The sequence below is a fragment of the Parabacteroides goldsteinii DSM 19448 = WAL 12034 genome (genome assembly GCF_000969835.1).
Lineage (GTDB): Bacteria > Bacteroidota > Bacteroidia > Bacteroidales > Tannerellaceae > Parabacteroides > Parabacteroides goldsteinii.
Window position 1 is genome coordinate 459,128 of sequence record NZ_KQ033912.1, and the last position, 23,177, is coordinate 482,304.

Annotated in this window: 24 protein-coding genes and 1 tRNA gene; 3 read left to right on the forward strand and 22 right to left on the reverse strand. The window is 43.3% G+C overall.

Going from position 1 to position 23,177, the window contains the following annotated elements:
* Nucleotides 1-20: 20 nt before the first annotated feature.
* From smpB to HMPREF1535_RS02135, 14 genes are all read right to left on the reverse strand, one after another.
* Nucleotides 21-482, reverse strand: a complete 462-nt coding sequence (gene smpB, locus HMPREF1535_RS02070) for an SsrA-binding protein (RefSeq protein WP_007657455.1) — start codon at nt 480-482, stop codon at nt 21-23.
* Nucleotides 483-495: 13 nt separating this feature from the next.
* Nucleotides 496-1,062, reverse strand: coding sequence for a YIP1 family protein (locus HMPREF1535_RS02075; RefSeq protein WP_007657454.1), 567 nt, complete (start codon nt 1,060-1,062; stop codon nt 496-498).
* A 58-nt stretch (nt 1,063-1,120) separates the two neighbouring features.
* Nucleotides 1,121-1,885: a hypothetical protein gene (locus HMPREF1535_RS02080; RefSeq protein ID WP_007657453.1), complete on the reverse strand. Its 765-nt coding sequence runs from the start codon at nt 1,883-1,885 to the stop codon at nt 1,121-1,123.
* A gap of 152 nt (nt 1,886-2,037) precedes the next feature.
* The gene (lysA, locus tag HMPREF1535_RS02085; protein WP_046145156.1) at nt 2,038-3,195 is read right to left on the reverse strand and encodes a diaminopimelate decarboxylase; all 1,158 of its coding nucleotides are present in this window, start codon (nt 3,193-3,195) and stop codon (nt 2,038-2,040) included.
* A gap of 60 nt (nt 3,196-3,255) precedes the next feature.
* Nucleotides 3,256-4,572, reverse strand: coding sequence for an aspartate kinase (locus HMPREF1535_RS02090; protein WP_007657450.1), 1,317 nt, complete (start codon nt 4,570-4,572; stop codon nt 3,256-3,258).
* Nucleotides 4,573-4,638: 66 nt separating this feature from the next.
* The gene (locus tag HMPREF1535_RS02095; protein ID WP_007657449.1) at nt 4,639-5,316 is read right to left on the reverse strand and encodes a cell division ATP-binding protein FtsE; all 678 of its coding nucleotides are present in this window, start codon (nt 5,314-5,316) and stop codon (nt 4,639-4,641) included.
* 6 nt (nt 5,317-5,322) lie between these two features.
* On the reverse strand, nt 5,323-5,919 hold the full coding sequence (hisIE, locus tag HMPREF1535_RS02100) for a bifunctional phosphoribosyl-AMP cyclohydrolase/phosphoribosyl-ATP diphosphatase HisIE (RefSeq protein ID WP_007657448.1): 597 nt from the start codon (nt 5,917-5,919) through the stop codon (nt 5,323-5,325).
* A gap of 13 nt (nt 5,920-5,932) precedes the next feature.
* Complete coding sequence (gene hisF / locus HMPREF1535_RS02105) at nt 5,933-6,688, reverse strand: imidazole glycerol phosphate synthase subunit HisF (protein ID WP_010802324.1); 756 nt, start codon at nt 6,686-6,688, stop codon at nt 5,933-5,935.
* Between the two features lie 20 nt (nt 6,689-6,708).
* Nucleotides 6,709-7,428, reverse strand: a complete 720-nt coding sequence (gene hisA, locus HMPREF1535_RS02110) for a 1-(5-phosphoribosyl)-5-[(5-phosphoribosylamino)methylideneamino]imidazole-4-carboxamide isomerase (protein WP_007657444.1) — start codon at nt 7,426-7,428, stop codon at nt 6,709-6,711.
* Between the two features lie 6 nt (nt 7,429-7,434).
* The gene (hisH, locus tag HMPREF1535_RS02115) at nt 7,435-8,025 is read right to left on the reverse strand and encodes an imidazole glycerol phosphate synthase subunit HisH (RefSeq protein ID WP_007657442.1); all 591 of its coding nucleotides are present in this window, start codon (nt 8,023-8,025) and stop codon (nt 7,435-7,437) included.
* Between the two features lie 213 nt (nt 8,026-8,238).
* A tRNA-Asp gene (locus HMPREF1535_RS02120) sits at nt 8,239-8,315 on the reverse strand.
* A 181-nt stretch (nt 8,316-8,496) separates the two neighbouring features.
* Nucleotides 8,497-9,534, reverse strand: coding sequence for an NHL repeat-containing protein (locus HMPREF1535_RS02125; protein ID WP_046146368.1), 1,038 nt, complete (start codon nt 9,532-9,534; stop codon nt 8,497-8,499).
* 27 nt (nt 9,535-9,561) lie between these two features.
* A complete protein-coding gene (locus HMPREF1535_RS02130) occupies nt 9,562-11,640 on the reverse strand; it encodes an NHL repeat-containing protein (RefSeq protein WP_046145157.1) in 2,079 nt (692 codons plus the stop codon).
* Nucleotides 11,641-11,754: 114 nt separating this feature from the next.
* The gene (locus HMPREF1535_RS02135; protein WP_007657429.1) at nt 11,755-12,507 is read right to left on the reverse strand and encodes a GNAT family N-acetyltransferase; all 753 of its coding nucleotides are present in this window, start codon (nt 12,505-12,507) and stop codon (nt 11,755-11,757) included.
* Between the two features lie 40 nt (nt 12,508-12,547).
* On the opposite strand from HMPREF1535_RS02135, the gene HMPREF1535_RS02140 reads away from it, so the two are divergent.
* The 3 genes from HMPREF1535_RS02140 (at nt 12,548) to HMPREF1535_RS02150 (ending at nt 14,447) form a co-directional block, all read left to right on the forward strand.
* Nucleotides 12,548-12,841 carry a hypothetical protein gene (locus tag HMPREF1535_RS02140; protein ID WP_007657427.1) on the forward strand — a complete coding sequence of 98 codons (294 nt, stop codon included), beginning with the start codon at nt 12,548-12,550 and terminating at the stop codon, nt 12,839-12,841.
* 576 nt (nt 12,842-13,417) lie between these two features.
* On the forward strand, nt 13,418-13,732 hold the full coding sequence (gene trxA / locus HMPREF1535_RS02145; RefSeq protein ID WP_472467380.1) for a thioredoxin: 315 nt from the start codon (nt 13,418-13,420) through the stop codon (nt 13,730-13,732).
* A gap of 55 nt (nt 13,733-13,787) precedes the next feature.
* The gene (locus HMPREF1535_RS02150; protein ID WP_046145159.1) at nt 13,788-14,447 is read left to right on the forward strand and encodes a suppressor of fused domain protein; all 660 of its coding nucleotides are present in this window, start codon (nt 13,788-13,790) and stop codon (nt 14,445-14,447) included.
* A 68-nt stretch (nt 14,448-14,515) separates the two neighbouring features.
* Here the strand turns inward: HMPREF1535_RS02150 and HMPREF1535_RS02155 are convergent, their stop codons facing one another.
* From HMPREF1535_RS02155 to trxB, 8 genes are all read right to left on the reverse strand, one after another.
* Nucleotides 14,516-15,289 (reverse strand): BFO_2992 family lipoprotein, encoded by a 774-nt coding sequence (locus HMPREF1535_RS02155; RefSeq protein WP_046145160.1) that lies wholly within the window; start codon nt 15,287-15,289, stop codon nt 14,516-14,518.
* 42 nt (nt 15,290-15,331) lie between these two features.
* On the reverse strand, nt 15,332-16,588 hold the full coding sequence (locus tag HMPREF1535_RS02160) for a porin family protein (RefSeq protein WP_046145161.1): 1,257 nt from the start codon (nt 16,586-16,588) through the stop codon (nt 15,332-15,334).
* A gap of 9 nt (nt 16,589-16,597) precedes the next feature.
* Nucleotides 16,598-17,125, reverse strand: a complete 528-nt coding sequence (locus tag HMPREF1535_RS02165) for an RNA polymerase sigma factor (RefSeq protein ID WP_046145162.1) — start codon at nt 17,123-17,125, stop codon at nt 16,598-16,600.
* A 187-nt stretch (nt 17,126-17,312) separates the two neighbouring features.
* Nucleotides 17,313-17,645, reverse strand: coding sequence for a cation transporter (locus HMPREF1535_RS02170; RefSeq protein WP_007657419.1), 333 nt, complete (start codon nt 17,643-17,645; stop codon nt 17,313-17,315).
* Between the two features lie 37 nt (nt 17,646-17,682).
* Entirely contained in the window at nt 17,683-19,893 is a 2,211-nt protein-coding gene (locus HMPREF1535_RS02175) for a TonB-dependent receptor (protein ID WP_046145163.1), read from the reverse strand.
* 318 nt (nt 19,894-20,211) lie between these two features.
* Nucleotides 20,212-20,649 carry a hypothetical protein gene (locus HMPREF1535_RS02180; RefSeq protein ID WP_046145164.1) on the reverse strand — a complete coding sequence of 146 codons (438 nt, stop codon included), beginning with the start codon at nt 20,647-20,649 and terminating at the stop codon, nt 20,212-20,214.
* A 47-nt stretch (nt 20,650-20,696) separates the two neighbouring features.
* Nucleotides 20,697-22,175 (reverse strand): glycoside hydrolase family 10-like protein, encoded by a 1,479-nt coding sequence (locus HMPREF1535_RS02185; RefSeq protein ID WP_046145165.1) that lies wholly within the window; start codon nt 22,173-22,175, stop codon nt 20,697-20,699.
* A gap of 42 nt (nt 22,176-22,217) precedes the next feature.
* Nucleotides 22,218-23,171, reverse strand: coding sequence for a thioredoxin-disulfide reductase (gene trxB / locus HMPREF1535_RS02190; RefSeq protein WP_046145166.1), 954 nt, complete (start codon nt 23,169-23,171; stop codon nt 22,218-22,220).
* Between the last annotated feature and the right edge of the window lie 6 nt (nt 23,172-23,177).

Genomic DNA, 23,177 nt, shown 5'->3' on the forward strand with positions numbered 1-23,177 from the left:
AGAAACGGCAAGAATATTTCTTACCGTTTGAATGCCCTGTCCATCTCCCGCTTATCGTCACGGGCTTTGATGGAATCGCGCTTATCGTATTCCTTCTTACCTTTGGCAATAGCGACAACCACTTTCGCCAGCCCTTTTTCATTAATGAACATACGGGTCGGGATAATGGTAAAACCGCTGTTGCGGGCGGCACTGTCTATCTTGCGCAGTTCCTTTTTGGTAAGCAGCAGTTTGCGGTCGCGGCGTGCGACGTGATTATTATAGGTACCATAGAAATACTCGGCGATATACATGTTCTTTACCCACAACTCGCCCTTCTCCATGATACAAAACGTATCCACCAGGCTGGCTTTTCCCAGGCGGATGGATTTGATCTCCGTCCCTGTCAGCACAATCCCGGCAGTAAAAGTGTCGAGCAATTCGTAATCGAAGGTTGCCCGCTTATTCTTTATCTGTATATTATTACTAATCTTTTCTTTCATCTTTTTCTAACTGTCAATAACGTAACCCCGGCATCAGCATGAATAAAACAAACTCGATCACCGCCGGTGTCAGCAAAATGATAACGGTCGTTATACCTGCAAACTTCAGGCGTTCTTTCTCTTCCACCTGCATGTAAGGGCCGGCCCCTTCCCATACAATATAAAATGTATAAAGTATAAAGATGCGCAGGAAGAAAAACTCCGGCAACAGCATCAGTACGACGTTCAACGCAAACATCAGGGAGGATGAATAACCGACAAAACGCTGGCAAAGTTTCATGTCTTTCTCTCTTTTAAACAACCCCTGCCAGGCTTCATTCAGCAAATACGCCCCGAGATAGAAACCTCCGAACGAAGCGACCAATGTCTTGATCGACGACTTCAACGCCAGTTCGACATCAAATTCCTTCCGTGTAAACAATACGCCCAGAAAAGCTGCCACAGTTACCAGCCCGATTAACGGATATATAAAGCGCGACAAGAACTCGTCGCCCTTCTCTTCTTTCCTCGACAGCATATCCCAGGCCTTCCCCGGTTGGGATATGATGGCTATAACCCATTTAATTATCTCCTTGTACATCTCTCTGTTTTTCTATTTGAATGTATTCTCCCTATCCCCTCTATTTATCTGTTTTTCCTTATTCCGTCCTGCTGTTAATTTTATATTCTATCGGTTCCGTCCTGTCCCAGATACAGGCCGTCGTATCCTTATTAAAAGCAGAAGCATAATTGATCGCTATAGAAAATGTGTTACTGCCTTTTTCTTCCTCCAAAGCACTCACCATATTATAGAACTCTTCCACACTAAAGGCATTCACCAGGTTCAGTTGCTGGCCTTTAGGCAGCTCCTCTCCTTCCCCGACTTCAATTCTCGCTATCGCTCTCAGATATAAATTGTAAATACGTTTGCCGTCTTCCTGGGTATACAGGTTTTCAGGATTATAGCTTATCATGAAACTATCCTTCTGGTTCTCCACAACCGTATGGGTACTCCATAAAAACAGCCGGCCTCTGATATAAAAGTCCCTTCCAGTGATAGCTTTTGTCAGCATCTCGTCTTTTAATACGACCGTTGTATCCGTCCAGTTTTTATCCACAGGCCACAAATCCACAGGAACAGGATTTTCTATCAACTCGATAGACAAACTATCCGAATTCTGTAACTCAGGAGCAGCCGAATCAAATGAATATTGTATCAGAAAACAATCGCCATTATTCCCGCTTACGCCTAAATTGGTACCATAAAGGAAACGCCCGCCCTCAACAAAGAAGCCCTGGGTCGGACGGGTCTGATACACAGCTTCCTGCTCCCCTACGGTGATCTGTGTATTCGTATCCCCCAGACAAGAGGACATCATCAACAAGCAAACTATGAATATGCTATATAACTCTTTATTTTTCATCACATTCTATCTTTACGAACATTCAAGTTAAACCACACCCCACATGACGGGATCGTACAAAGGTAGTAAAAAAGGAAACACAACAAACAAGAAAACCGGGAACCTTTGCAAAAACAAAGAAACCCGGCTTTCTCTATATAATTAATTAACAATTAAATCGTATCGGAATAGTAGGCTTTCGGAAGCTGGCGGCAGTTGTACTGGGAAGCCATCACCTCGCCGTAAGCACCGGCCGAACGCAAGGCGATCAGGTCTCCGCGATGCGCTTTATTCAATTCTACATCTTTACCGAACACGTCGGATGATTCGCAGATAGGGCCAACTACATCATACAAATCAACCTCTTCATCACTGGAAATATTCTCGATCCGGTGATAAGCGTCATACATGGCCGGACGGATCAGTTCAGTGAAACCGGCATCCAGGATAGCGAATTTCTTTGTCTCGCCCTCCTTTACATACAGCACCTTTGAGATCAATGTACCGCACTGGGCTACTACCGAGCGGCCCGGTTCGAAATGTACCTGCTGGCCGGGACGTACTTTCAGCAATTTGTTGAATACGGCAAAGTAATTATCGAAAGCCGGGATCGGCAAATGATTCGGATGATAATAATCGATACCGAGACCGCCACCGAAATTCACATTTTCGATCCGGATACCACGTGCTTCCAGGTCTTCCTGTATTTCGTTTACACGAATCACCAGGTTACGGAAAGCCGACATGTCCGTGATCTGCGAACCGATATGGAAATGAATACCGATCAGTTTCACATTTTTCAGATTCGCCAGGTTATCCAGCACCTGTCCTAACTGGCTCAGGTTGATACCGAACTTGTTCTCCTTCATACCGGTCGTGATCTTGGCATGTGTATGGGCATCTACTTCCGGGTTGATACGGAGAGCGACCGAGGCTACTTTATTCTTTGCGGCAGCCAGTTCGTCGATTATCTCCAACTCTACCGCCGATTCCACATTGAAACAAAAAATATCGTTATCCAGTCCCAGGTTGATCTCCCAGTCAGCTTTGCCCACACCGGCAAAAACGATCTTATCAGCCGGGAAACCTGCATCCAATGCCGCTTTAACCTCACCGCCGCTTACACAATCGGCACCCAGTCCGTTTTCAGCTATGATAGAAAGGATTCGCGGATTGGCATTTGCCTTTACGGCATAATGTGCATGATAGCCGTATTTGCCGGCTTCATTCTTCACCATATCCAGTGTATCCTGTAATAACTTTACATCATAATAATAGAAGGGCGTAGGAAGTGCCTTCAATTTATCTATCGGGAATGTTCCTTTGAGCATATTACTTTATTATATATAAATTAAAAAAAGGGCAGTCCGGAAAAGGCTGCCCTCATATATTTAGTTGTTAAATAAATGATCGCTTAACGCTTGCAACGCTTTCACTTTATCAGTAGCTTTCACCAGAAGCGAAACGTTGTAGTTACTACCGCCATACGATATCATACGTACCGGAACATCTTTCATCGCCTGAACAATGCGGGCTTCAAAACCGACGTTATCCCATTCCAGGTCACCGACTACGCATACAATTACCATATCTTCATCTACGGTAACGGTTCCGTATTTCTTCAGGTCGTCTACAATTTCTTCCAGATGTTTGCGGTTGTCGATCGTTACCGATACGCCTACCTCAGAAGTAGTAACCATGTCGATCGGAGTCTGGTAGTTTTCGAAAGTTTCGAATACCTTACGCAGGAAACCGGTAGCCAGCAGCATACGGCCGCTCTTTATCTTAATGGAAGTGATATTGTCTTTTGCTGCAACAGCTTTGATCTTTCCTTTTTCAGTATTGTTAGAGATCAATGTACCCGGAGCATCCGGCTGCATAGTATTCAGCAGGCGAACCGGTATATTGTTCAACTTGGCCGGCAGGATACAAGTCGGGTGCAGGATCTTCGCACCGAAGTAAGCCAGTTCAGCTGCTTCCTCGAAATGCAGGTTACGGACAGGAGATGTTTTATCTACGATGCGCGGATCGTTGTTGTGCATTCCGTCGATATCTGTCCAGATCTGGATTTCATCAGCATTGAGGGCTGCACCGATCAAAGAAGCGCTATAGTCGCTACCGCCACGCTGCAAGTTATCAATTTCACCGTAAGCATTACGGCAAATGTAACCCTGAGTGATATACAACTCAGCATCCTTATGTTCATTCAGCAGTTTAACCAGACGTTCTTTGATATATACAGGGTCCGGTTCTGCATTCTTGTCCGTCCGCATATATTCCAATGCCGGAAGCAGGACAGACTTCACACCTGTTTCATTCAGATACAGGTTCATCATGCCGGTAGAGATCAACTCGCCTTGTGCCAGCACGACCTTTTCTTCGAACAGGGTGAACAGGTCTTTAGTAAAAGTGCGGATATAATCGAAATGAGATTTTACAAGTTCTTTGGCTTTCTGCTTATATTCGTCGGTACTGTACAGTTCTTCGATATGTCCGTAATATTTCTGTGCAAGCTTATTGATGATTTCATTTGCACCATCCGGATTTTTCTTGTACAGGTAGTCGGATATTTCAACCAACGAGTTGGTTGTACCTGACATGGCAGACAATACGACAATGTTACGGTCGCCCGTGCAAATCAATTTTGCTACATCTTTCATTCTCTGTGCAGATCCCACAGAAGTACCGCCAAACTTTAAAATTTTCATTTTCTTTTCCTATAATTAAATTGTTCGTTCCTTGCTTCTTTTGCGTGTGCAAAGTTACATAAAAAATTATTCACCGACATCACCCAGGCGTGCATTCTCACATTTAACTATACGGGCCGGATAATTATGCACCAGCGTGTAGTTATGTGTAGTCATTATCACCGCCGTACCCTTCTCACAGATGTCGTGCAGAAGCTGTACGATCTGGCCGCTTGTTTCAGGGTCCAGATTGCCGGTCGGCTCATCGGCTAATATCAGTTTAGGATCATTCAGGAGTGCTCTTGCTATGACGATACGTTGCTGCTCGCCACCCGATAGTTCGTGCGGCATCTTGTACCCTTTATTATGCATACCCACCTGGTGAAGCACATCGTCGATGCGCTCCTTAATCTCGCTCTTCTTCTTCCAGCCTGTCGCCCGCAATACGAACTCCAGGTTTTTGATCACCGAGCGGTCGGTAAGCAGCTGAAAATCCTGAAACACAATCCCCAGCTTACGGCGAAGATACGGGATATCTTTCCGTTTCATCTTACAGAGATTGTAATCCAACAGCCAGGCATCGCCTTGACTGATGGGGATTTCGCAATACAAGGATTTCAACAGACTGCTCTTTCCGGAGCCTACTTTTCCAATGACGTACACAAACTCCCCGTTACACAAGGTAAAAGAGGCATCGTGCAATATGACATTTTCATCGCGGCAGATTTCTACGCCATCCAGTCTGAGCAGTGTTGTATCTTCCATAGTAATTTATCCTTTATGTCTTTTCTTTAATTCGCGTGCCAGGTCTTCCAGACGAAGTCCTTTGCTGGTGAGTAATACGATCAGATGATAGATCAGGTCGGATGCTTCGTAGATAAAGCCGTCTTCCGTTCCGTTGGTCGCTTCGATCACAGTTTCAACCGCTTCCTCTCCCACTTTCTGGGCCATACGGTTCACACCTTTCAAAAACAGGGAGGTCGTATAGGAGCCTTCCGGCATTTCCTGACGGCGCTGTTCGATAAAGTCCTGCAAATATTTCAGGAACATGATATCTTCCACATTCTTTTCGCCGAAGCAGGTATCAGCACCTGTATGGCAAACCGGACCGGCGGGATTGGCTTTGATCAGGATCGTATCATTGTCGCAATCCACCATCATGCTAACCACCTGCAGGGTGTTGCCGCTGGTTTCGCCTTTCATCCATAAACGGTTCTTTGTACGGCTAAAGAAGGTCACCTTACCGGTTTCCTTTGTTTCTTCATAGGCTTCTTCATTCATAAAACCCAGCATCAATACTTTGTTGGTATTGTTATCCTGAACGATTGCCGGGATAAGTCCGCCCATTTTTTCAAAATCTAATTTCATCTTATTCTTGTAATTATATTCTTACATTGATTCCTTCCCTATTCAGATACTGCTTCAGGTCGGCTATGCCGATTTCACCGAAATGAAATACGCTGGCAGCCAATGCCGCATCCGCCTTACCTGCCGCGAATGTATCACGGAAATGTTCCATCTTTCCGGCACCACCCGATGCAATGACCGGGATATGCAGGTTGTCCGCCAGGGTCGACAACGCCTCGTTTGCATAACCGTCTTTCACACCGTCGTGTGTCATACTGGTAAACAGGATCTCTCCGGCTCCCAGGTTTTCAGCTTCGGCCGCCCACTGGAAAAGATGTTTCTCTGTCGGGATACGTCCGCCGTTCAGATAACAGATCCAGTCGCCATTCTCATAATTTGCATCGATAGCCACGACACAGACCTGGCTTCCGAAGTTCTTCGCGATCTCTTCGATCAACGAAGGGTTGCGCAGTGCCGCCGAGTTGATGGATACCTTATCGGCACCGGCACTCAACAGACGGTCTACATCTTTCAATTCGTTAATACCGCCGCCCACAGTAAAAGGGATGCTGATATTTGCAGCTACTTTTTTGACCAGTTCGGTGAAGGTCTTACGTCCTTCATGCGAAGCGGTTATGTCCAGGTAGACGAGTTCGTCAGCTCCTTCCCGGCTATATTGCGTTCCCAACTCCACAGGGTCTCCTGCATCGCGGAAATTTACAAAATTAATACCTTTTACTGTTTTTCCATCTTTAATATCCAGACAGGGCACTATTCTCTTGGCTAGCATACGTTGATTTCTCCTTTGTTTCACGTAAAACGAAGCAGATCTTTCAAATCGATCTTTCCTTCGTAGATGGCTTTGCCGAAAATTACCGCCGGTATTCCCGCCTCAGCCAGTTTTTCTATATCTTCAATTGAACTGACGCCGCCGCTGGCTATAATATATATAAAAGGTAATGCTTCCCGTATTTCCTTATATAATCCGATAGCCGGTCCCTGCAGCATTCCATCCCGGCTGATATCCGTACAGATCACTTTTGTGATTCCTTTGTCGTAATACCCCTCGATGAAAGGGATCAGTTCCTTATCAGTAGTTTCTTCCCACCCGCTGATAGCAATCTTTTTATCTTTCGCATCAGCGCCTAATATAATCTTTTCGCTTCCGAACTTGGTAATCCAGGAAGTAAAAACTTCCGGGTTCTTCACTGCGATACTTCCGCCGGTCACCATCTGCGCACCGCTTTCAAAAGCGATCTCCAGATCATCTTCCTGCTTCAGTCCGCCACCGAAGTCTATCACCAAAGCGGTCCGTGTCGCCAGTCTTTCCAACACACGGTAATTGATGATCCGTCCCTGACGGGCACCGTCCAGATCCACTACATGCAAACGACGGATGCCATGCGCTTCGAACATCTTCGCCACTTCCAGCGGATCTTCGTTGTACACCTTCTTGGTATCGTAATCGCCTTGCGTCAGGCGGACACATTTGCCATCTATCAAATCTATTGCAGGGATAAGCTCGATCATATTCTCTTACAGTTTTAGAAAGTTCCTCAGAATTACTTCACCGACCGAACCACTTTTCTCCGGATGGAACTGCGTTGCGTAGAAGTTATCCTTATGCAGCGAAGCACTGAACGGTAATATATAATTAGTGGTAGCAGCCGTATATTCATTTACGGGTACATAATAACTATGTACGAAGTAAACAAATTTATTCTCCAATTGTGCGGTAAATAAACCGTCTTTAACCTGAGTTATAGTATTCCATCCCATATGGGGCACCTTATCCTCATGACGGTGGGGAATGAACCGCTTTACTTCCGTGTCAAAAATCCCCAGGCACTCTGCATCTCCTTCCTCAGAATGACGACACATTAATTGCATACCCAGACAAATACCCAATACGGGTTGTTTCAGATCCTTAATAACAGCATCCAGTTTATGTTCCTGCAGATGAGCCATTGTCGTTTGTGCCTCCCCTACACCCGGGAAGATCACTTTATCTGCTTTACTTAATACTTCCGGGTCCGCTGTTATCACAGGACTTACGCCCAATCGTTTCAGTGCATAATTCACTGAGTAGATATTTCCGGCATTATACTTAATAATGGCGACGTCCATTTTTCTTTCTCCGTTTTCTTTTTTTATATTGAGTTGCAAAAGTAACAAATTATCATAACATATCACCGTATGGTTTATGAAAAGTTGCCAAACAGTATAGATTTGTAACAAACCTGTTTTATAAATAGGTAATTGGAAAATGAAAAAAGCCATAACACACGAAACGCCCAAACATAAAAAAAGTCTGCTAATCTAACGACTAACAGACTTTTTTGGCGGTCCGGACGGGACTCGAACCCGCGACCCCATGCGTGACAGGCATGTATTCTAACCAACTGAACTACCGAACCTCTTCTTGAATAATCAATCTCTCTCGATTGCGGTGCAAAGGTAGATATTATTTTTAATTCTGCAATACTTTAAGCAAAAAAAATACACCAATATTTCAACCATACCTGATAGACAACAAATTAGAAAGCATATATTTTTAAGAAAATATCCACTAAACACATGCTTGTCACGCTTAGATACTTACTCGCGTATCTCTCCTTTATGCACAACCATTTTTACCAATGTCTGCATCGATTTATGTGTATCCGAAACCCATAACACCGAATCATTCTGCGCATAAATACGAACAGGCAGTAAAAAAGAGTATCCTTTGATGGTCTTTATTTTTTTCACCCATTCACCTTGTTGGCTATCATATATATTGATAGCATCGTTATCACCGGTAGCATACCAACGTTCGTTACACAAAGCAAGCGTCTTGGGTTTAAAATCAAGAGAAAGAGACAGTTCGTCCATATCAATGGAAGTTCCGTTTACCAAATCATCATTTACCAATGTCGGATCGAGTACACGTATTTTCTTTCCCTCATAATCTGTAAGCAGAATATTCCCTTCTGCATTGAACTGCATATAGTGGGGAGCAAAACCATTGTTACCCGGACTGTTATTTCCGGAAACTTGCCAATGACGGTTTATCTTCTGATAATTTTCTTGAGTAACATCCGACTCTTTATAAATACTGACCTTTCCGTTCTTGTCGCGTGCAAAGATAAGGCCATCTTTCACCGCAAGCGCTTGTGCCTGAAATACCGGACCACTCCATTGTCCATTTCCAATGCAAGTGACATAAGTCAGATCCGGTAGTTCGAACACATGAATGCGCGACTGCCGCTCAGCAACATATAATCGATTTCCTGCCGGAACAATAGCTTCGATCGAACTCCCGAAATTCTTTTCCTCATTGTCGAATTGCCATGATTTCACCACATCCAGCAATCGCCCCTCCTTTGTATTGAATACCAACAAACTGTTTCCTTCCTTTCCTATGTTAGCAACAAAAAGAGTATCTCCCAGATGTGCTACAGTATAAGGCGAGAAGTCCTCCAAGGCTTCCATTCCTAAAGTTTCCGCATTAACTAACTGTGCAGCCTCATAAGAATAATACCAATAACTATCATATTCGGGCGAATCCTCCTCCGGGTTCCCTATATCATCACTGCTGCACCGAATGGTCAGCATACCCAACAATACCAACCAGATATAAACATACATTTTCATATTCACTTTCATTTTTATGGGATCAACTTAGTTTAATTCATTCATAGGGATTGCATAGATACACGCTCCGCTCTTTGTACGGTCTATCATAAACAAGGTATTACGGCGAATACAGAATTTTTCCGGAACCTGCAAGGTGACATCTCCTACAACCGTGTAATCTTTCAAGATTTCGCCTGTCACCGGATCGACTTCGCAAAACTTCTCCTTGCCGTTTGAACTAACAAACAACCGACCTTCATAAAAATCCAAGGCATAAGGAATATTTGCATACGTCAGCTGATCGACACGTTTAAATGTTACTCCTTCACGGATAGCATCAGGAGTAAAGATATCTATACGTTTGGAGGGATGAGTAGAATACAATAGTCCGCTCTGTTCATCTACTGCCATACCATAAGTACCGGCGGTTTCACCCAAATGTTCGGAACGGATATAGATACGCGGAGCCTTTTTCCCCGGTTCCAAAATTCGTTCTTCCACAATATCGATATAACGTTTATCATGAATCATAATCAGTCCCTTATAACATAGCACATCAAAAGCATGAACAGTCTGCGAAACTCCTGTTCCCCAACTACCGGTACCGATACAAGTAATAAACTGATGGTCTGCCGCATCAAAAATCTCCGTTCGGCTCCCCTCATGAGTAACGTAAATCTTTCCGTTAGCACGTGTAACCCCATTCGGTCGACCTGCAAATTTTTCCTGGGTATCCTCCCAGGTCCATTCCTTGATACTTTCCAAATGCTTCTTACCACCGTTTGCTATACTGAACACTTCCAGGCTATAGTTATTATCGGCATCATTCACGACATACAACGTATCACCATATGCAAACACATCTTTCGGACGGAAAGTAGCTGCTGTTGCTCCCGGTACATCTGAATAATCCAGCTTGAAAGTAACAGGTTCTCCATCGTTTCCCTCAGAAGTATTCTCTTCGCGTAGCGGTGACAACCCACCATCGAGGGCATCCAGCTCCGGATCTTCAATAATATACTTAGAAGCTACATAGATATCGTCAAAATACCTGTTTTTACTCCGGCGGGTATGTAAGAAACGGCGAGAATAAACCGGCAGTTCTTTCTCCAGCGATAAATCTACATATACATTATTACACAAAGTAGGCCAGCCTGGTCCGGTTTGTTCGTATGTCATGTTTCCGGCATGGCCATATCCGACACAGTGTGCAAATTCGTGAAAGATAGTCTCCGTAATACTTTTATCGTCGGCATAATGCTCCAAATAACACACCTCATGCATACCGAAGGTAGTTCCTCCCCCCAGCCCCATGACTCCTGTCGTATATCCAAAAACCAGTCCTGCATGATTAAGCACTCTCGTCAACAAGGCGCTTTTGTCGATCTCCACCCTGTCATTGTTACTATGCAACGGTCCAAACTCATACAATGCTTTCTCGAACTTTTGCGAAGAGAACATATAGCTCATGTTCAGCGCAATAGCTACAGCTTCACGTGTATGCGAAGCCTTCATTTTATATTTCCAGCTAGCCTGAGTATCACTATATCTGCCAAAAGCGATGCGCCATTTGCAACGAATAGATTGCAACCTGTCCCAATAAGGATCGTCAGACTCTACCGTGAAAGAAATGTTTTCTCCCGTCAGATACGGGTTTGCCATGATACGAATCTTTTTTCCGCTACGGGTATAAGCCGTCAAGTCTTGAGTGGCAAACGGAATACATACCCGAAGTTGCTGAAACGGCAGCACCTTTTCGAGCGACATAAACATGAACTCTTCATCATATCCATCAATAGTCGCCCAGATGGTTACGTTTTTCAACGCTCTGGGGCTATAAAAGCGGAGTTGGAAATTATGATCGTCGTCCAATTGAATCTGCAACGGCTGAGTGACATAGAAACTGCGCTGGCTCGAATCGAAATAAATATCCGGCGATTCTTCATCGTTCAACAAATAATACGTATTATCCTCATTATAGGCAGCTTCCGTCATCCTGACGGGCAATTCTTCAATTACAAGACCACCTTCATCGGGTAGGGATACTTCATCATCTTTACAGCCAACCAGCTGCAAAAGCATACCAGCCAACACAAACAGGCTAGTGGGAAATAATCTTTTCATCGTCTGTCTTTGTTTATAATTAAATATAATGCTCTTCCGAAAAAGGGTGCAAAATTAATTATTTTCGATGTGTTTTACCAGTATTCTTATTGCAAGGTAGTCAAAATTATACTTTCATTTCTTAAGTATTCTCTTCAGGTGGGTAACGTCTTGTATTAAATTCACCGTTTCAAATTTTCCTTTATAAAACACAGCCCAGTTATTGAAAACACAAGGCAATTCCTTCGCTTTTTGTAATGTATCCACCTGAATCAATGATAGAGGGACATCATTCATTTCGCAATATTGTCTGACAATCCCAATTTTTTGATCGATATAAGGACACTGCATATCATAATAAATTGTCAGCTCTTTGCTTTCTATTTCCAGCTTTTTTGCATTTTGCGCGAACTTCGGCATTGTTCCGTCAAAAGAAAGTGCGAGCAATTCATATCCGTTATCGGTAGTATCGACTACCTCAAAGCCGAACTTCTTCGCAAATGACTGGTCGGAAAGCCAGGATTTTTGTTTTTCTGCCCCGAGCATACAGATACCGGATTTACCTTTTTCTTTGGCATCGGCTATACAATATTCCATCAATGATTTTCCATACCCCTTCCCTTTGCAACTACCCAAAGTCCATAAACAATAGAGGTAATAATAGTTATCCCCGATTATGGGAACCCAGGCTGTTTCCAAAGGAGCATATTCGATAAAAACCGTTGCCTTCGCATTTAACTTTCTAAAGACATGACCTTCATTCAGCCGGTCAGAAAGCCATTGACGCTTTGCCTCAACACCCGGATGTAGCTTTTTAGTGCGGATAATGCAGCATAAATGCTCATCGGCAAGATTTGCTGTTGTTATGTTTATAAAATCAGTATCCATGTGTATCTTCGTTTCAATAGTGTAAATGTAGTGAACTTATATGAATTCCGCAATTCACCTCAAAAAACAAGCAATTCGTCAATCTTATTTGAAACCCGCTTCCCCACCCCATAGCTTTGCTGATAAATTATTAAACGACAAAAATATGAAGACGAAAAAGATCATTCAGATACTGCTTTTAGGATTACTAGCTTATCCTTTATATGCACAGCAAACAGAAATCAAAGTTTCCAGTAAAGTGACAGATGTCAATAATGAAACCTTGGAGGGAGTAACCAGCTTACCCTGCTTAAAAAGCAGGGAAGACAGTTTGCTATTTTCAGTAAATATATAACTAATTTTCAGCAAGATAGTAAAAACTATTGCTTGACACCCGGGTCTTGATATCATCGACACCCGGGTGTAAGCATCGTCAGGATGGGGGTGTAAAATCAGGTGAGACGGGCATCCTGGCAACAAAAAGTCTTTATCCGAGTGAAGTTAAATCATAGTTTTGGTATAAAAAGCTGGTAGGCCGACGAATGATAAGGTACCGTATACAGCAGTAATGAACAGCTTTTATAGTCAAAAAAAGACTAACCGTTAGTTAAAACCCTGTTAAAATGACAGTTAAATGATAGATAAGTGATAGTTAAAAGCATCTACTATCATACATTAATCAACTGGAAAACAATATCATACACTAGAAAATGATAGTATGATAGTACATTTAATGAATTAAACCTAATGTATAAACTTTCACCCGACATTTGCCTATAACGCAGTTTATTCATACAAAGTTAATAAAACTCACCTATTAAACACTCTCTACCTACCGATGTCTTTCGTCATAGCTCTACCACACTGGCTAATGAACAACCACTACAAAGTAACTGTTATAAATGAAGATAAATAATTGTTTGTTGCAATCATAAATACTAGCAATATGGAAACTTTCAAAGATATCATACATGGAGATAAACCGGTTTTGGTTGACTTCTTTGCCACTTGGTGTGGTCCCTGTAAAGTAATGAGTCCGACAGTGGAAGCGTTAGGCAAGGAACTGGTTGGCCAGGCACGTATTCTGAAAATCGATGTCGATAAAAACGAAGCTGTCGCCAACCTGTACCGGATCCAGTCCGTTCCGACTTTAATCATTTTCAAAAAGGGTGAAATAGTCTGGCGTACTTCCGGAGTAATGGAAAAAGGGGCCCTTCTGGAACAAATCAAGAAGTTTATTGACTAAAATCTTTATTCCCGGAAACTCTTTCTATCTTTGTTCATAACAAACACATACGGTTATGAACAAAGAAGAATATAAAAAATATGCAGAGGAACATGAAGACTGGGCTCCCGGATGGGATGCTATCGACGAATGTTTCGAAAAACTTTATCCCGGACAAGAGCCGGAACATTTCGGCACCAACATCATTTCCAGAGCGATGATGGGTGGTGACGAGTATCTTGACGGATACAGCATCTACACCTCCCCCAACGGCTACAAACATCTTGTTACCTATGGCATGAGCGAATTATATGCCAACGAAGAAGCACAGGAAAACGAATTTAGCAAATGGGGATACGAGATGACCATAAAACTACCGGTCGAAACGAGTGAAGAATGTCAATGGGCCATCAGCATGATGAGTAACCTGGCTCGCTATACTTTTACCCAGGAACGTTGGTTCGAACCATTGCAATTCATAGCAGGTAACGGACAATCCATTAATTGGGATGTCGAATCAGCCATTACAGCCTTACTGATTGTAAATGACACAGAAGTCCCCGGTGTAAATACAATCCACGGAAAACTGGACTTTATGCAGCTGGTTGGTATCACAGAACAGGAATTACAAGCAATAAAAGCCGATCCGTCAAAAGCATCGGTATTAATAGAGTTAATGAGAAAGGATAATCCAATGCTCATTACAGATCTTACTCGTACTATAAATTACCTCTAAATATATGTACTAGCCAAAAAAAGGAATTCAATACTGAATCCCCTTTTTCATATAATAATATTATCTTATTATTTATTTTCCTTGTAAATGGCTGTTTGGAAAATCTGAGATTTGCCCCATGTTGCAGCTGTTGAATCTTTATTAAACTCTTTGATATAGTTAAATCTAATATTTAAGGTTTCATTTCCAGCTGCAGTTTCTCTTGACTGTAAAGTTTTGAAATAACTACTTGTGTTAAATACATAATTAAAAGCATTAGTGCCAGCAACTCCCTTTCCATCACCATTCTTCACAACACGTAAAAAGAAATCATAAACACGTTTTCCATCTACAGTTTGAGGTTCCTGATTATAATCCCACTGCAAAATATATCTATTGGGTTGATCTAAAGCCACTTTTTCATGACTCGAACCCATAAACAAATAATTATGATTGGTAAATGAATACTGAGTATAAGAATAATCCAATACCCCTACATTCAGAGCTGCAATTTCACCAGGTATAATATTAGCTGTATCAATGTAAGTCACAAATTCTCCCTTGTCTAATGGATTTGACGCTACTGCATTGGTTACCGTCAAATATTTTTTCGTCCCATTATTCGCTGGGTCATCAGTACTATAAGTGCTAGTAAAAAAAATACAATCACCATCTTTGTAATCTTTGAATGCAGGAGAATATACAGGGGTATAATCATCTATATAGGCAACATTCCCCATAGCATCCATAGATAATTCTATAACTCCAAAACCGTTTAAACTTCTCTCATTATTACCATCCAAACAAGAGGTCAACAAAATAGTTGCTGCGGCAACCACGCCTAAAGATTTTAGCTTCTTCATTTTCTGTCTTTTAATTTTTATGTTATTAGTATTTGTTTCTTATTAAAAGCCAAACCGGAAACCGGCCTGCAGATTTACATTAAATGGTTTTTCGGAACGGACAGTTTCGATCGAACTGCCATTATCGAAATAATAATCAGCCCCTACTTCCGCATAAAGACTTACAAAACGAAGCAAAGGATAGCTTACACCGGCACGGGCATTCACCGACCAGAACCATTCTTTCATACGAATATGATCAGCTTCCTTTTCATATAATTCATTATGCATGTATTTTTTCGTAACCAATTTACCCGCCACATTCACTTCTGTCATGACTCCCGCTGCCGCATAAACCTGGAAACGTTTCCATTCAGCTATTCTATATGTCAAAGACAACGGAATACCTATAAAATGAAGTTTCTGACTCGTTTTATTATGGTATGCATCGGATGTTTCCCACGAAGAAGACAATAACGAATAATTTAAACCGGTTACTAAAGCAAACCGGTTATTTAAAGAATAACTCACTGACATCCCCAAAGAAACCGGTGTCTTATGTTTTACATTTGTCTTTCGCGCTGAATTCTCAAAATTAGCAGAATTCAAAAACAATAACTCCTGATCCGTAAGCGATGTATTCTTCAAAGCATATGTATTCAGTGAATTACTTGTTCCGGCAGTTACACTTCCGCCTCCCATGCCAAATCCCCATCTGCGTGGAGATACTTCTTTATCTTTCTTACCGACAGGAGCCGCATCCGCTATCAACGAACGGGTATCATCAGCAGAACCCACTTCCGGATAATCCTGCGCAACTTCTTCTGTTTCAACAACAGCAGTATTATCCGGTAGTGTTATAACTTCTGCATTCTCCTCCATATCATCATCTGAAGAAATAACGGCAGGTTCATTTTCAGCAACCTTTACAGTCGCCTTATATGTTGCCTGCATCACCGGCTGTTGCACTGCTGCAACCGGTGATGCAGTAATTCTTTCCTCGACAGGCTCTACCTGAGTAACAGACGCTTCCGTCTCTTTTGCCAGTTCCGTCTCTATTTTCTTTGTTTCCTGTTCGATCTTTTCAGCCAAAGGAGTCGCTTCCTTCTCTGACTTGAATAAATAAACGCCACTTGTTATCATCAACAGCGAAACTACGGCTGCCGCAGCCCAGTAGCGTAATGTCCGGCGGAAAGGTACCGGCGCTTTTACCGGCAAACGATCGGCTATGGCCTCCCAGTCCCCCGGCATTGTATCCACCTCAAAATCCTGCAATTTCGAGCGGAACAAATCATCAAATGTATCTCTTTCCTTTTCCATTCTTTCCTCTTAATACAATGCGTTAATCCTCTTTTGTAACATCTGTTTGGCGCGCGTAAACTGTGAACGTGACGTACTCTCCGTTATATTCAACATGTCGCTGATCTCCTTATGCGAATACCCTTCAATTGCGAACAGGTTGAATACCGTACGGAAACCGGCAGGTAACTCCTGTACCAGCTGCATCAGTTCAGCCGCCGACATATTGGAGATAACCGAAGCATCCGGTTGGATCAACTCCGCCGTATTATCCAGATCAGTCGATTCGCGCAGCACATCTGATTTACGCAAATATTCCAATGCACAATTTACAAAGATCTTTCGCATCCACCCCTCGAATGAGCCAATTCCCGAATAGGAGTCCATACTGGTAAAAACTTTAACGAATCCATCCTGCAGCAAATCACGAGCAGTCTCCCTGTCGTTCACATAACGCAGACAAACTCCCATCATTTTGCGGGAATACCTCTCGTAAAGCTCTTTCTGAGCCAGCCTGTCTCCCTTCCTACAACCATTTATCAGTTGTGTCTCATCCATTCAGTGTGTGCCTTCTCACCTCTTACGAGGCCGTACAAATATTATGATGTTATTCTCGTGCAAAACGCTGCATGTTTTACGAACTTTTTTTCATAAAAGAGGCGGACACATAGATCCGCCCCCTACAGGTATGCTTTGCAAAGATAAGATGTTCTAACGAATTTCCGTGTTAACGGATATAGACTGCTTACTTTTTTTTCGCAGGATCGACAGGACATCCGGCTCCATCGTCCACAGGCACTGCCTCCATACCGATCTTTTTAAAGGCTGATGCCAGTTTGGTTTTCGAGGTTTTATCCGGTTTGTAAGTGACAACTACCGTACGGGTAGTCAGGTCACATTTCATATCGGTCACTCCTTTTTCGAATGAGATATTCTTTTCTACTTTTTTCTGGCAATTGGCACATTCCATCCCTTCAACGAAGAAAGTAACGGTATCTTTTTTCTTTTTTGCATCCTGTGCATAAACCGTAGAAAGAGTAAAAACGGCACAAATCAATGCTACTACTAACTGTTTCATAATGTATCTGTATTAATTGGTAAATATTTTCTGTTATTTAATCACGGCTGATGTTGAAACGCAGGCCGGCATATATCTTCCGTCCGTGAACCGGTCCCCAGACCATCGAACCGTCAAAATTGTCTCCCCGCGGATTTTCCGCATCTATGATCGGATGAGATTGCTTATAGTCAAACAAGTTCTCCGCGCCGACATAGACGGACCATCTGCGAAAATACTTTGTAATTTGCGCATTCACAACTGTATAAGCATTAAAATTAGGCTTCCACAGCGGATTTGTTGCATCCGGTGTCGGCATCCGGCCTCCTCCGTTGAACTGTCCGGTCAAATCGAACTGCCATTTCTTCAGCGGGGTTTGATAAGATGCGGTTGCCAATGCTTTATAATCACTTACCAACGGTTTCTTCAAGCGCTGTGTCACACCCTCTGCATTCCGGTAATCGGTTTTAGCATCCGTATAACGGTAGGCGGCAGTCAGTGTAAACCCACGGAAGAAAGGATAGGTCGCTTCCACCTGGAAACTGTTTGAATAGGATTTACCGTCCAGGTTATAAAAACTGACGGCATGGGCATCGCTATCCATATCGACAACTACCTGCTTCAGGAAGTTGGTATAATACCATTCGCCGGTCAGCGTCAGTTCTTTTCCAAACAGAGGAATGTAGAATGACAAATTAACGCCAGTGTTCCAGGCTTCTTCCTGATCCAGATTATCCGCAATATTCATTTTACGGCTACTGGATAACAGGAAATTGTTTTCTGCAAGAATATTAGCCGTACGGAACCCCTTACCGGCAGAAGCACGGACATGAAACCAGTCGAACGGATTATATTTAATATGTACGCGAGGCGTAACAAAGAAATCGTACAAAGAACTGTAATCTGCCCTGATGCCGCCTAATAGTATAAGCTTATCATTCAGGTTGTAAGTATATTGTACATAGGCACCCGGAACAACTTCCGTACGGTCGAACACTTTACGCACATCATTCTGCAACAGGTTCTCGTTAAAACCATCGTAGTTCATGCTCAAACCGGTACTCAGGCTATGGGCCGGAGAAAATTCCTTTTCATAGAGCAGGCTCGCATAGACATTGTTCTGATATACATTATAAGGAGTACGGTCATACATGGACTTTTGTTCATGATAAGAACCGGACAGAATCAAGGCTACGCTCTCCACCTTTTCCTTATCAATGATATAAGCCTGTTTGGTATATAACTCCGCCCGGTTCGTATTCAACTGCACACGATACGGATCCGTAAAATCATGATGTTTGGTGGCCTGCCCTCCCGTACGGCTTTCGTGCAGGTAACGAACTCCATACTGGGCTACATAGTTATCCAGTTTGTGATACCAGCGGTTCATCAGGTTGACCTGTTCTCTTAAAGGTGTATCCAGAAAACCGTCATCATTACCGTCATGCTGTTTCTTATCGTTCGAATAATGCACCAGTAAACCGGTCGAAACCTTATCATTGATATGCCAGGAAGCATCCGCATTTCCTTCGTACCGTCCGGCATCACTACCGAACAGGTTTACAGAAAAAATATCAGCCGTAGGCGGTTTCTTAAATTCAACATTGATCTGCCCGGCTAATGCCTCATATCCGTTCTTTACGGAAGAGGTTCCTTTGGAGACCTGGATACTTTCCATCCAGGCACCCGGAACATAATCCAAGCCGTATAAGGAAGCTGCTCCACGGAAATTCGGATAGTTTTCCGTCAGCATCTGCACATATGTTCCGGCCAATCCCAACAGCTTAATCTGGCGAGCTCCGGTTGCTGCATCGGCATAAGACACATCCACAGAAGGATTTGTCTCAAAACTTTCCGCCAGATTACAACAGGCAGCACGGCAAAGTTCATCATAGGTGATCTTCTGAGTTTGCAACACACTGGTACGCGAAGCGATTGTTCCTATTTTACGCTCGCTGATCACGACTTCCTCTAAGGCTACTTCGCCTTTCAGCTTTATAACCAGAGGTTCATCTGTATTCGTTACCGGCATGACAAACGTTTCATAACCGATATAACTTACAACCAGTTTGTTTGTACTTTTTCTTGTTTTCAGTTCAAATGCGCCGTCTACATCGGTAGTCGTGCCTTGTTGGGTCCCTTCCCAATAAACATTCGCCCCGATGATCGGCTGGTTGTTATCATCAAACACATGCCCTTTTACTTCCTCCGCCTGGGCAAAAACTGCGCAGAAAGTCAATATTATAATAAGATAGAGTTGTTTCAACATGTCTTACATTTGAGTTATAATCATTAATTCAGAGGAAGCAGAGCTTCCTTTTGGGATCGCCAAAACCACCTGTTATATAGGTATCAGTCTCTTACACAACTATCTGTATCGGCCATCCTAAGAGAACGCGTTGCGTTCTTGTCAAGGCCTCAGCGGGTGAACGTCCGCAAAGGGGAAAGATGGAGCGGTAGGAGCATCTGCTGTTTGAGCGAAGCGAGTTCAGATGCGACAGCGGAATCTTTCACCGAAGCAGTGAAGCCGGTGCAGCCTTGATCTTTTGACTACTTTTCCATCAAGGGAAAAGTAGATAAAGACCTGCTAAATCAAAAGTGCAGTCAATAAATTCAAATAAATACGGGGACAGACAATGGGTGGTCCATCCTGATTCTGTGCTATAAATTCTTTTATGGAAGGAACCGGCACGAGTGAGGCAAAGGAAGAGCCAAACGACAAGAGGTCGACCACTACCGGCTGTAATTCTACAATGGGGTTATTAAAACTGCTCCAGTCAAAACTGATGCGTTCCAGATCACAACAGTCATCTTCACAGCAGCCGGAAGAACATACAGGTGCTTCTGCCGCCTCATCACAACAGTCATGACCATGCACTTCACAGCAATTATCATTCAATAAAACTGCAACACCTTCCGTACGGCAATCGCCACAACAGTAGGTAATAAAATTCACTCCGGCCCCTCCATAAAAAATAAGAGACGCCAGAAAAACGATAAACAAATATGTTACAGCTTTTTTCATTCAGCACAAAGATAGTGCTTTCGTAAATCCGCTCCTAATCGTTAATATTATTTAGGAAATCTGGAAAGGTAATAATACGTTTCCGGAGACGGCAGGCTCTCTATATGATAGTGGGTAGAGGCCGAGACACTGAAACTATATCCTCTTTCTTCATTCGGACCGACAGGCAGATACAGAACCGTATCCCTTATCCCTGTCGCCAGCATATATTTGGCCGATGCCGTATCGATCGAATCCGTCAATGAATAATAAACCGTATAGGTTAAATCCTCTTTTTCTTCCAACGGCTTCTGCCAGGACAATTTCAATTCATCCCCTTCCCGATCCACACGAATTTCATCCGGAGCAATAGGAACACGGTCATTCAGCCAGGTCAGCGGAAATAACTGAGCAGGATATTTATAATAATTATCTTTCAGTTCATTATACAGTCCTTTTGTATTATCCAGAACATTCTCACAACGGAAAAAAGTAGCACCGGCACCACCATAATAACGACTATAATCTATCTGGTCTGTGATATCATTTACCGTCCAGTCCGCCTCCGACTTATCCATCCGGTAAGCTCCCAAACCTGGAACAACCAAACGTCCGTTACAATTTTCCACCCAGTTATCCACAAAGGGGAAAAAGTTATCATGCAGGTAATACATCATCGGAACAATCATATCCTGTTTTCCTTTCTCCATCCACATTTTAGGGTCCTGGAAAACACTTTCGTACGCCGTCCATCCGGCATTAGGAACCCGTTCGATACGGTTATATTTACCCAACGGCGAACTGCTGACCTGAACCCAGGGTTTTGCCAGTTTCACCCAGTCATAAATACGGTATACCATTTTATTGATATTCTCACGCCGCCAATCCGCCAAACGGGTAGACTTGCCATACTTCTGATGAACCGCTTTATCCGGAAACGTCTTTGCCTGCTCCGGATAACGGATGTAATCGAACTGGATACCATCGATATCATATCCGTTTACCAGCTCTTTCACCAGCGACAAAATATAATCGGCTGTCTCCGGCACACCCGGATCAAGATACCATTCGCCATTATGACGCTTGCACAGTTTGGGTTTGCGCTTCACAACGGACAGTTTCCCCTGTTCCTTCACAGCCTTATCCGTACCAACAGGAAATGTCACAAACCAGGCATGGCATTCCATCCCCCGTTTGTGACATTCTTCTATTGCAAATGCCAGCGGATCATATCCGGGCATCGTTCCGTATTTTCCTGAGAAAGTTTTGGAAGCAGGCTCAATAGCCGAGCGATAAATAACATCACCCCTCAAACGAACCTGCAAAAACACTGTATTGAAATTGGCATCAGCCAATTTATCCAGCATAGAACATAACTCCTGTTGCTGTGCTTTTCTCCCCGCTTCCGTTGTAGCCGGTTTCTTCGGCCAGTCGAGACCATAGATGGTAGTCAGCCAAACCGCACGGATTTCGTGCTTAGGAGATTCAACCGCTCCAATCGCTTGAAGCAGGAAAAAGACCAGAAATAACAGGCAATACTTTCTCATTTCCACTTATTTATTGAGTGGCGCAAAGGTACTACTTTTTCGTTATTTTCCAATTTCGGACAAGTAGCGCTCTGCTTCTATAGCGGCCTGGCAACCAGTTCCGGCAGCCGTAATCGCCTGGCGGTAATGCGGATCAGCCACATCGCCCGCAGCAAAAACTCCCGGAACTTTCGTACGTGGCGTACCGGGTACGGTTTTGATATATCCTACTTCATCCGTATCGATCCACGGTTTGAAAATATCGGAATTCGGCTTATGTCCGATAGCCAGGAAGAAACCGTCAATAGCGATATCCACCTTTTCTTCATCCGATTCGCCCATGCGTTTTACCAGATGGGCACCTTCCACCCCGTTCTCACCAAACAGACCAATTGTATTATGTTCAAACAATACCATAATATTCGGCGTGTTAAATACACGTTCCTGCATAACTTTCGAAGCACGCAGAAAAGGCTTACGCACAATCAGATAAACCTGTTTAGCCAGTCCGGCCAGATAGATAGCCTCTTCACAAGCCGTATCACCACCACCGACAACAGCCACCACTTTCTTGCGATAGAAGAAACCATCACAGGTAGCACAGGCAGATACACCCATTCCTGCATATTTATGTTCATCCGGAATACCCAGGTATTTAGCAGTTGCCCCGGTTGCAATAATTACCGTTTCCGCTTCAATAACCTTTTCCCCGTCAATTGTAATTTTGTATGGAGCAGCCGAAAGATCCGTTTCCGTCGCGATACCAAAACGAATATCTGCACCAAAACGAAGCGCCTGCTGTTTCAAGTCTTCCATCAGTTCCGGACCAGTGATTCCTTCGGGATATCCCGGAAAATTTTCCACTTCTGTTGTTGTAGTAAGCTGGCCGCCCGGTTGAATACCTTCATACAATACCGGAGACAAGTTAGCACGGGAAGCATAGATTGCTGCTGTATATCCTGCAGGACCGGAACCTATTATAAGGCAACGAACCTTTTCATTTATTGAATCGCTCATACTTTT

Coding starts and splice junctions, on each gene's coding strand:
- smpB (WP_007657455.1), bottom strand. CDS start 482: ATGAAAGAAAAGATTAGTAATAATATACAGATAAAGAATAAGCGGGCA.
- HMPREF1535_RS02075 (WP_007657454.1), bottom strand. CDS start 1,062: ATGTACAAGGAGATAATTAAATGGGTTATAGCCATCATATCCCAACCG.
- HMPREF1535_RS02080 (WP_007657453.1), bottom strand. CDS start 1,885: ATGAAAAATAAAGAGTTATATAGCATATTCATAGTTTGCTTGTTGATG.
- lysA (WP_046145156.1), bottom strand. CDS start 3,195: ATGCTCAAAGGAACATTCCCGATAGATAAATTGAAGGCACTTCCTACG.
- HMPREF1535_RS02090 (WP_007657450.1), bottom strand. CDS start 4,572: ATGAAAATTTTAAAGTTTGGCGGTACTTCTGTGGGATCTGCACAGAGA.
- HMPREF1535_RS02095 (WP_007657449.1), bottom strand. CDS start 5,316: ATGGAAGATACAACACTGCTCAGACTGGATGGCGTAGAAATCTGCCGC.
- hisIE (WP_007657448.1), bottom strand. CDS start 5,919: ATGAAATTAGATTTTGAAAAAATGGGCGGACTTATCCCGGCAATCGTT.
- hisF (WP_010802324.1), bottom strand. CDS start 6,688: ATGCTAGCCAAGAGAATAGTGCCCTGTCTGGATATTAAAGATGGAAAA.
- hisA (WP_007657444.1), bottom strand. CDS start 7,428: ATGATCGAGCTTATCCCTGCAATAGATTTGATAGATGGCAAATGTGTC.
- hisH (WP_007657442.1), bottom strand. CDS start 8,025: ATGGACGTCGCCATTATTAAGTATAATGCCGGAAATATCTACTCAGTG.
- HMPREF1535_RS02125 (WP_046146368.1), bottom strand. CDS start 9,534: ATGAAAATGTATGTTTATATCTGGTTGGTATTGTTGGGTATGCTGACC.
- HMPREF1535_RS02130 (WP_046145157.1), bottom strand. CDS start 11,640: ATGAAAAGATTATTTCCCACTAGCCTGTTTGTGTTGGCTGGTATGCTT.
- HMPREF1535_RS02135 (WP_007657429.1), bottom strand. CDS start 12,507: ATGGATACTGATTTTATAAACATAACAACAGCAAATCTTGCCGATGAG.
- HMPREF1535_RS02140 (WP_007657427.1), top strand. CDS start 12,548: ATGAATTCCGCAATTCACCTCAAAAAACAAGCAATTCGTCAATCTTAT.
- HMPREF1535_RS02150 (WP_046145159.1), top strand. CDS start 13,788: ATGAACAAAGAAGAATATAAAAAATATGCAGAGGAACATGAAGACTGG.
- HMPREF1535_RS02155 (WP_046145160.1), bottom strand. CDS start 15,289: ATGAAGAAGCTAAAATCTTTAGGCGTGGTTGCCGCAGCAACTATTTTG.
- HMPREF1535_RS02160 (WP_046145161.1), bottom strand. CDS start 16,588: ATGGAAAAGGAAAGAGATACATTTGATGATTTGTTCCGCTCGAAATTG.
- HMPREF1535_RS02165 (WP_046145162.1), bottom strand. CDS start 17,125: ATGGATGAGACACAACTGATAAATGGTTGTAGGAAGGGAGACAGGCTG.
- HMPREF1535_RS02170 (WP_007657419.1), bottom strand. CDS start 17,645: ATGAAACAGTTAGTAGTAGCATTGATTTGTGCCGTTTTTACTCTTTCT.
- HMPREF1535_RS02175 (WP_046145163.1), bottom strand. CDS start 19,893: ATGTTGAAACAACTCTATCTTATTATAATATTGACTTTCTGCGCAGTT.
- HMPREF1535_RS02180 (WP_046145164.1), bottom strand. CDS start 20,649: ATGAAAAAAGCTGTAACATATTTGTTTATCGTTTTTCTGGCGTCTCTT.
- HMPREF1535_RS02185 (WP_046145165.1), bottom strand. CDS start 22,175: ATGAGAAAGTATTGCCTGTTATTTCTGGTCTTTTTCCTGCTTCAAGCG.
- trxB (WP_046145166.1), bottom strand. CDS start 23,171: ATGAGCGATTCAATAAATGAAAAGGTTCGTTGCCTTATAATAGGTTCC.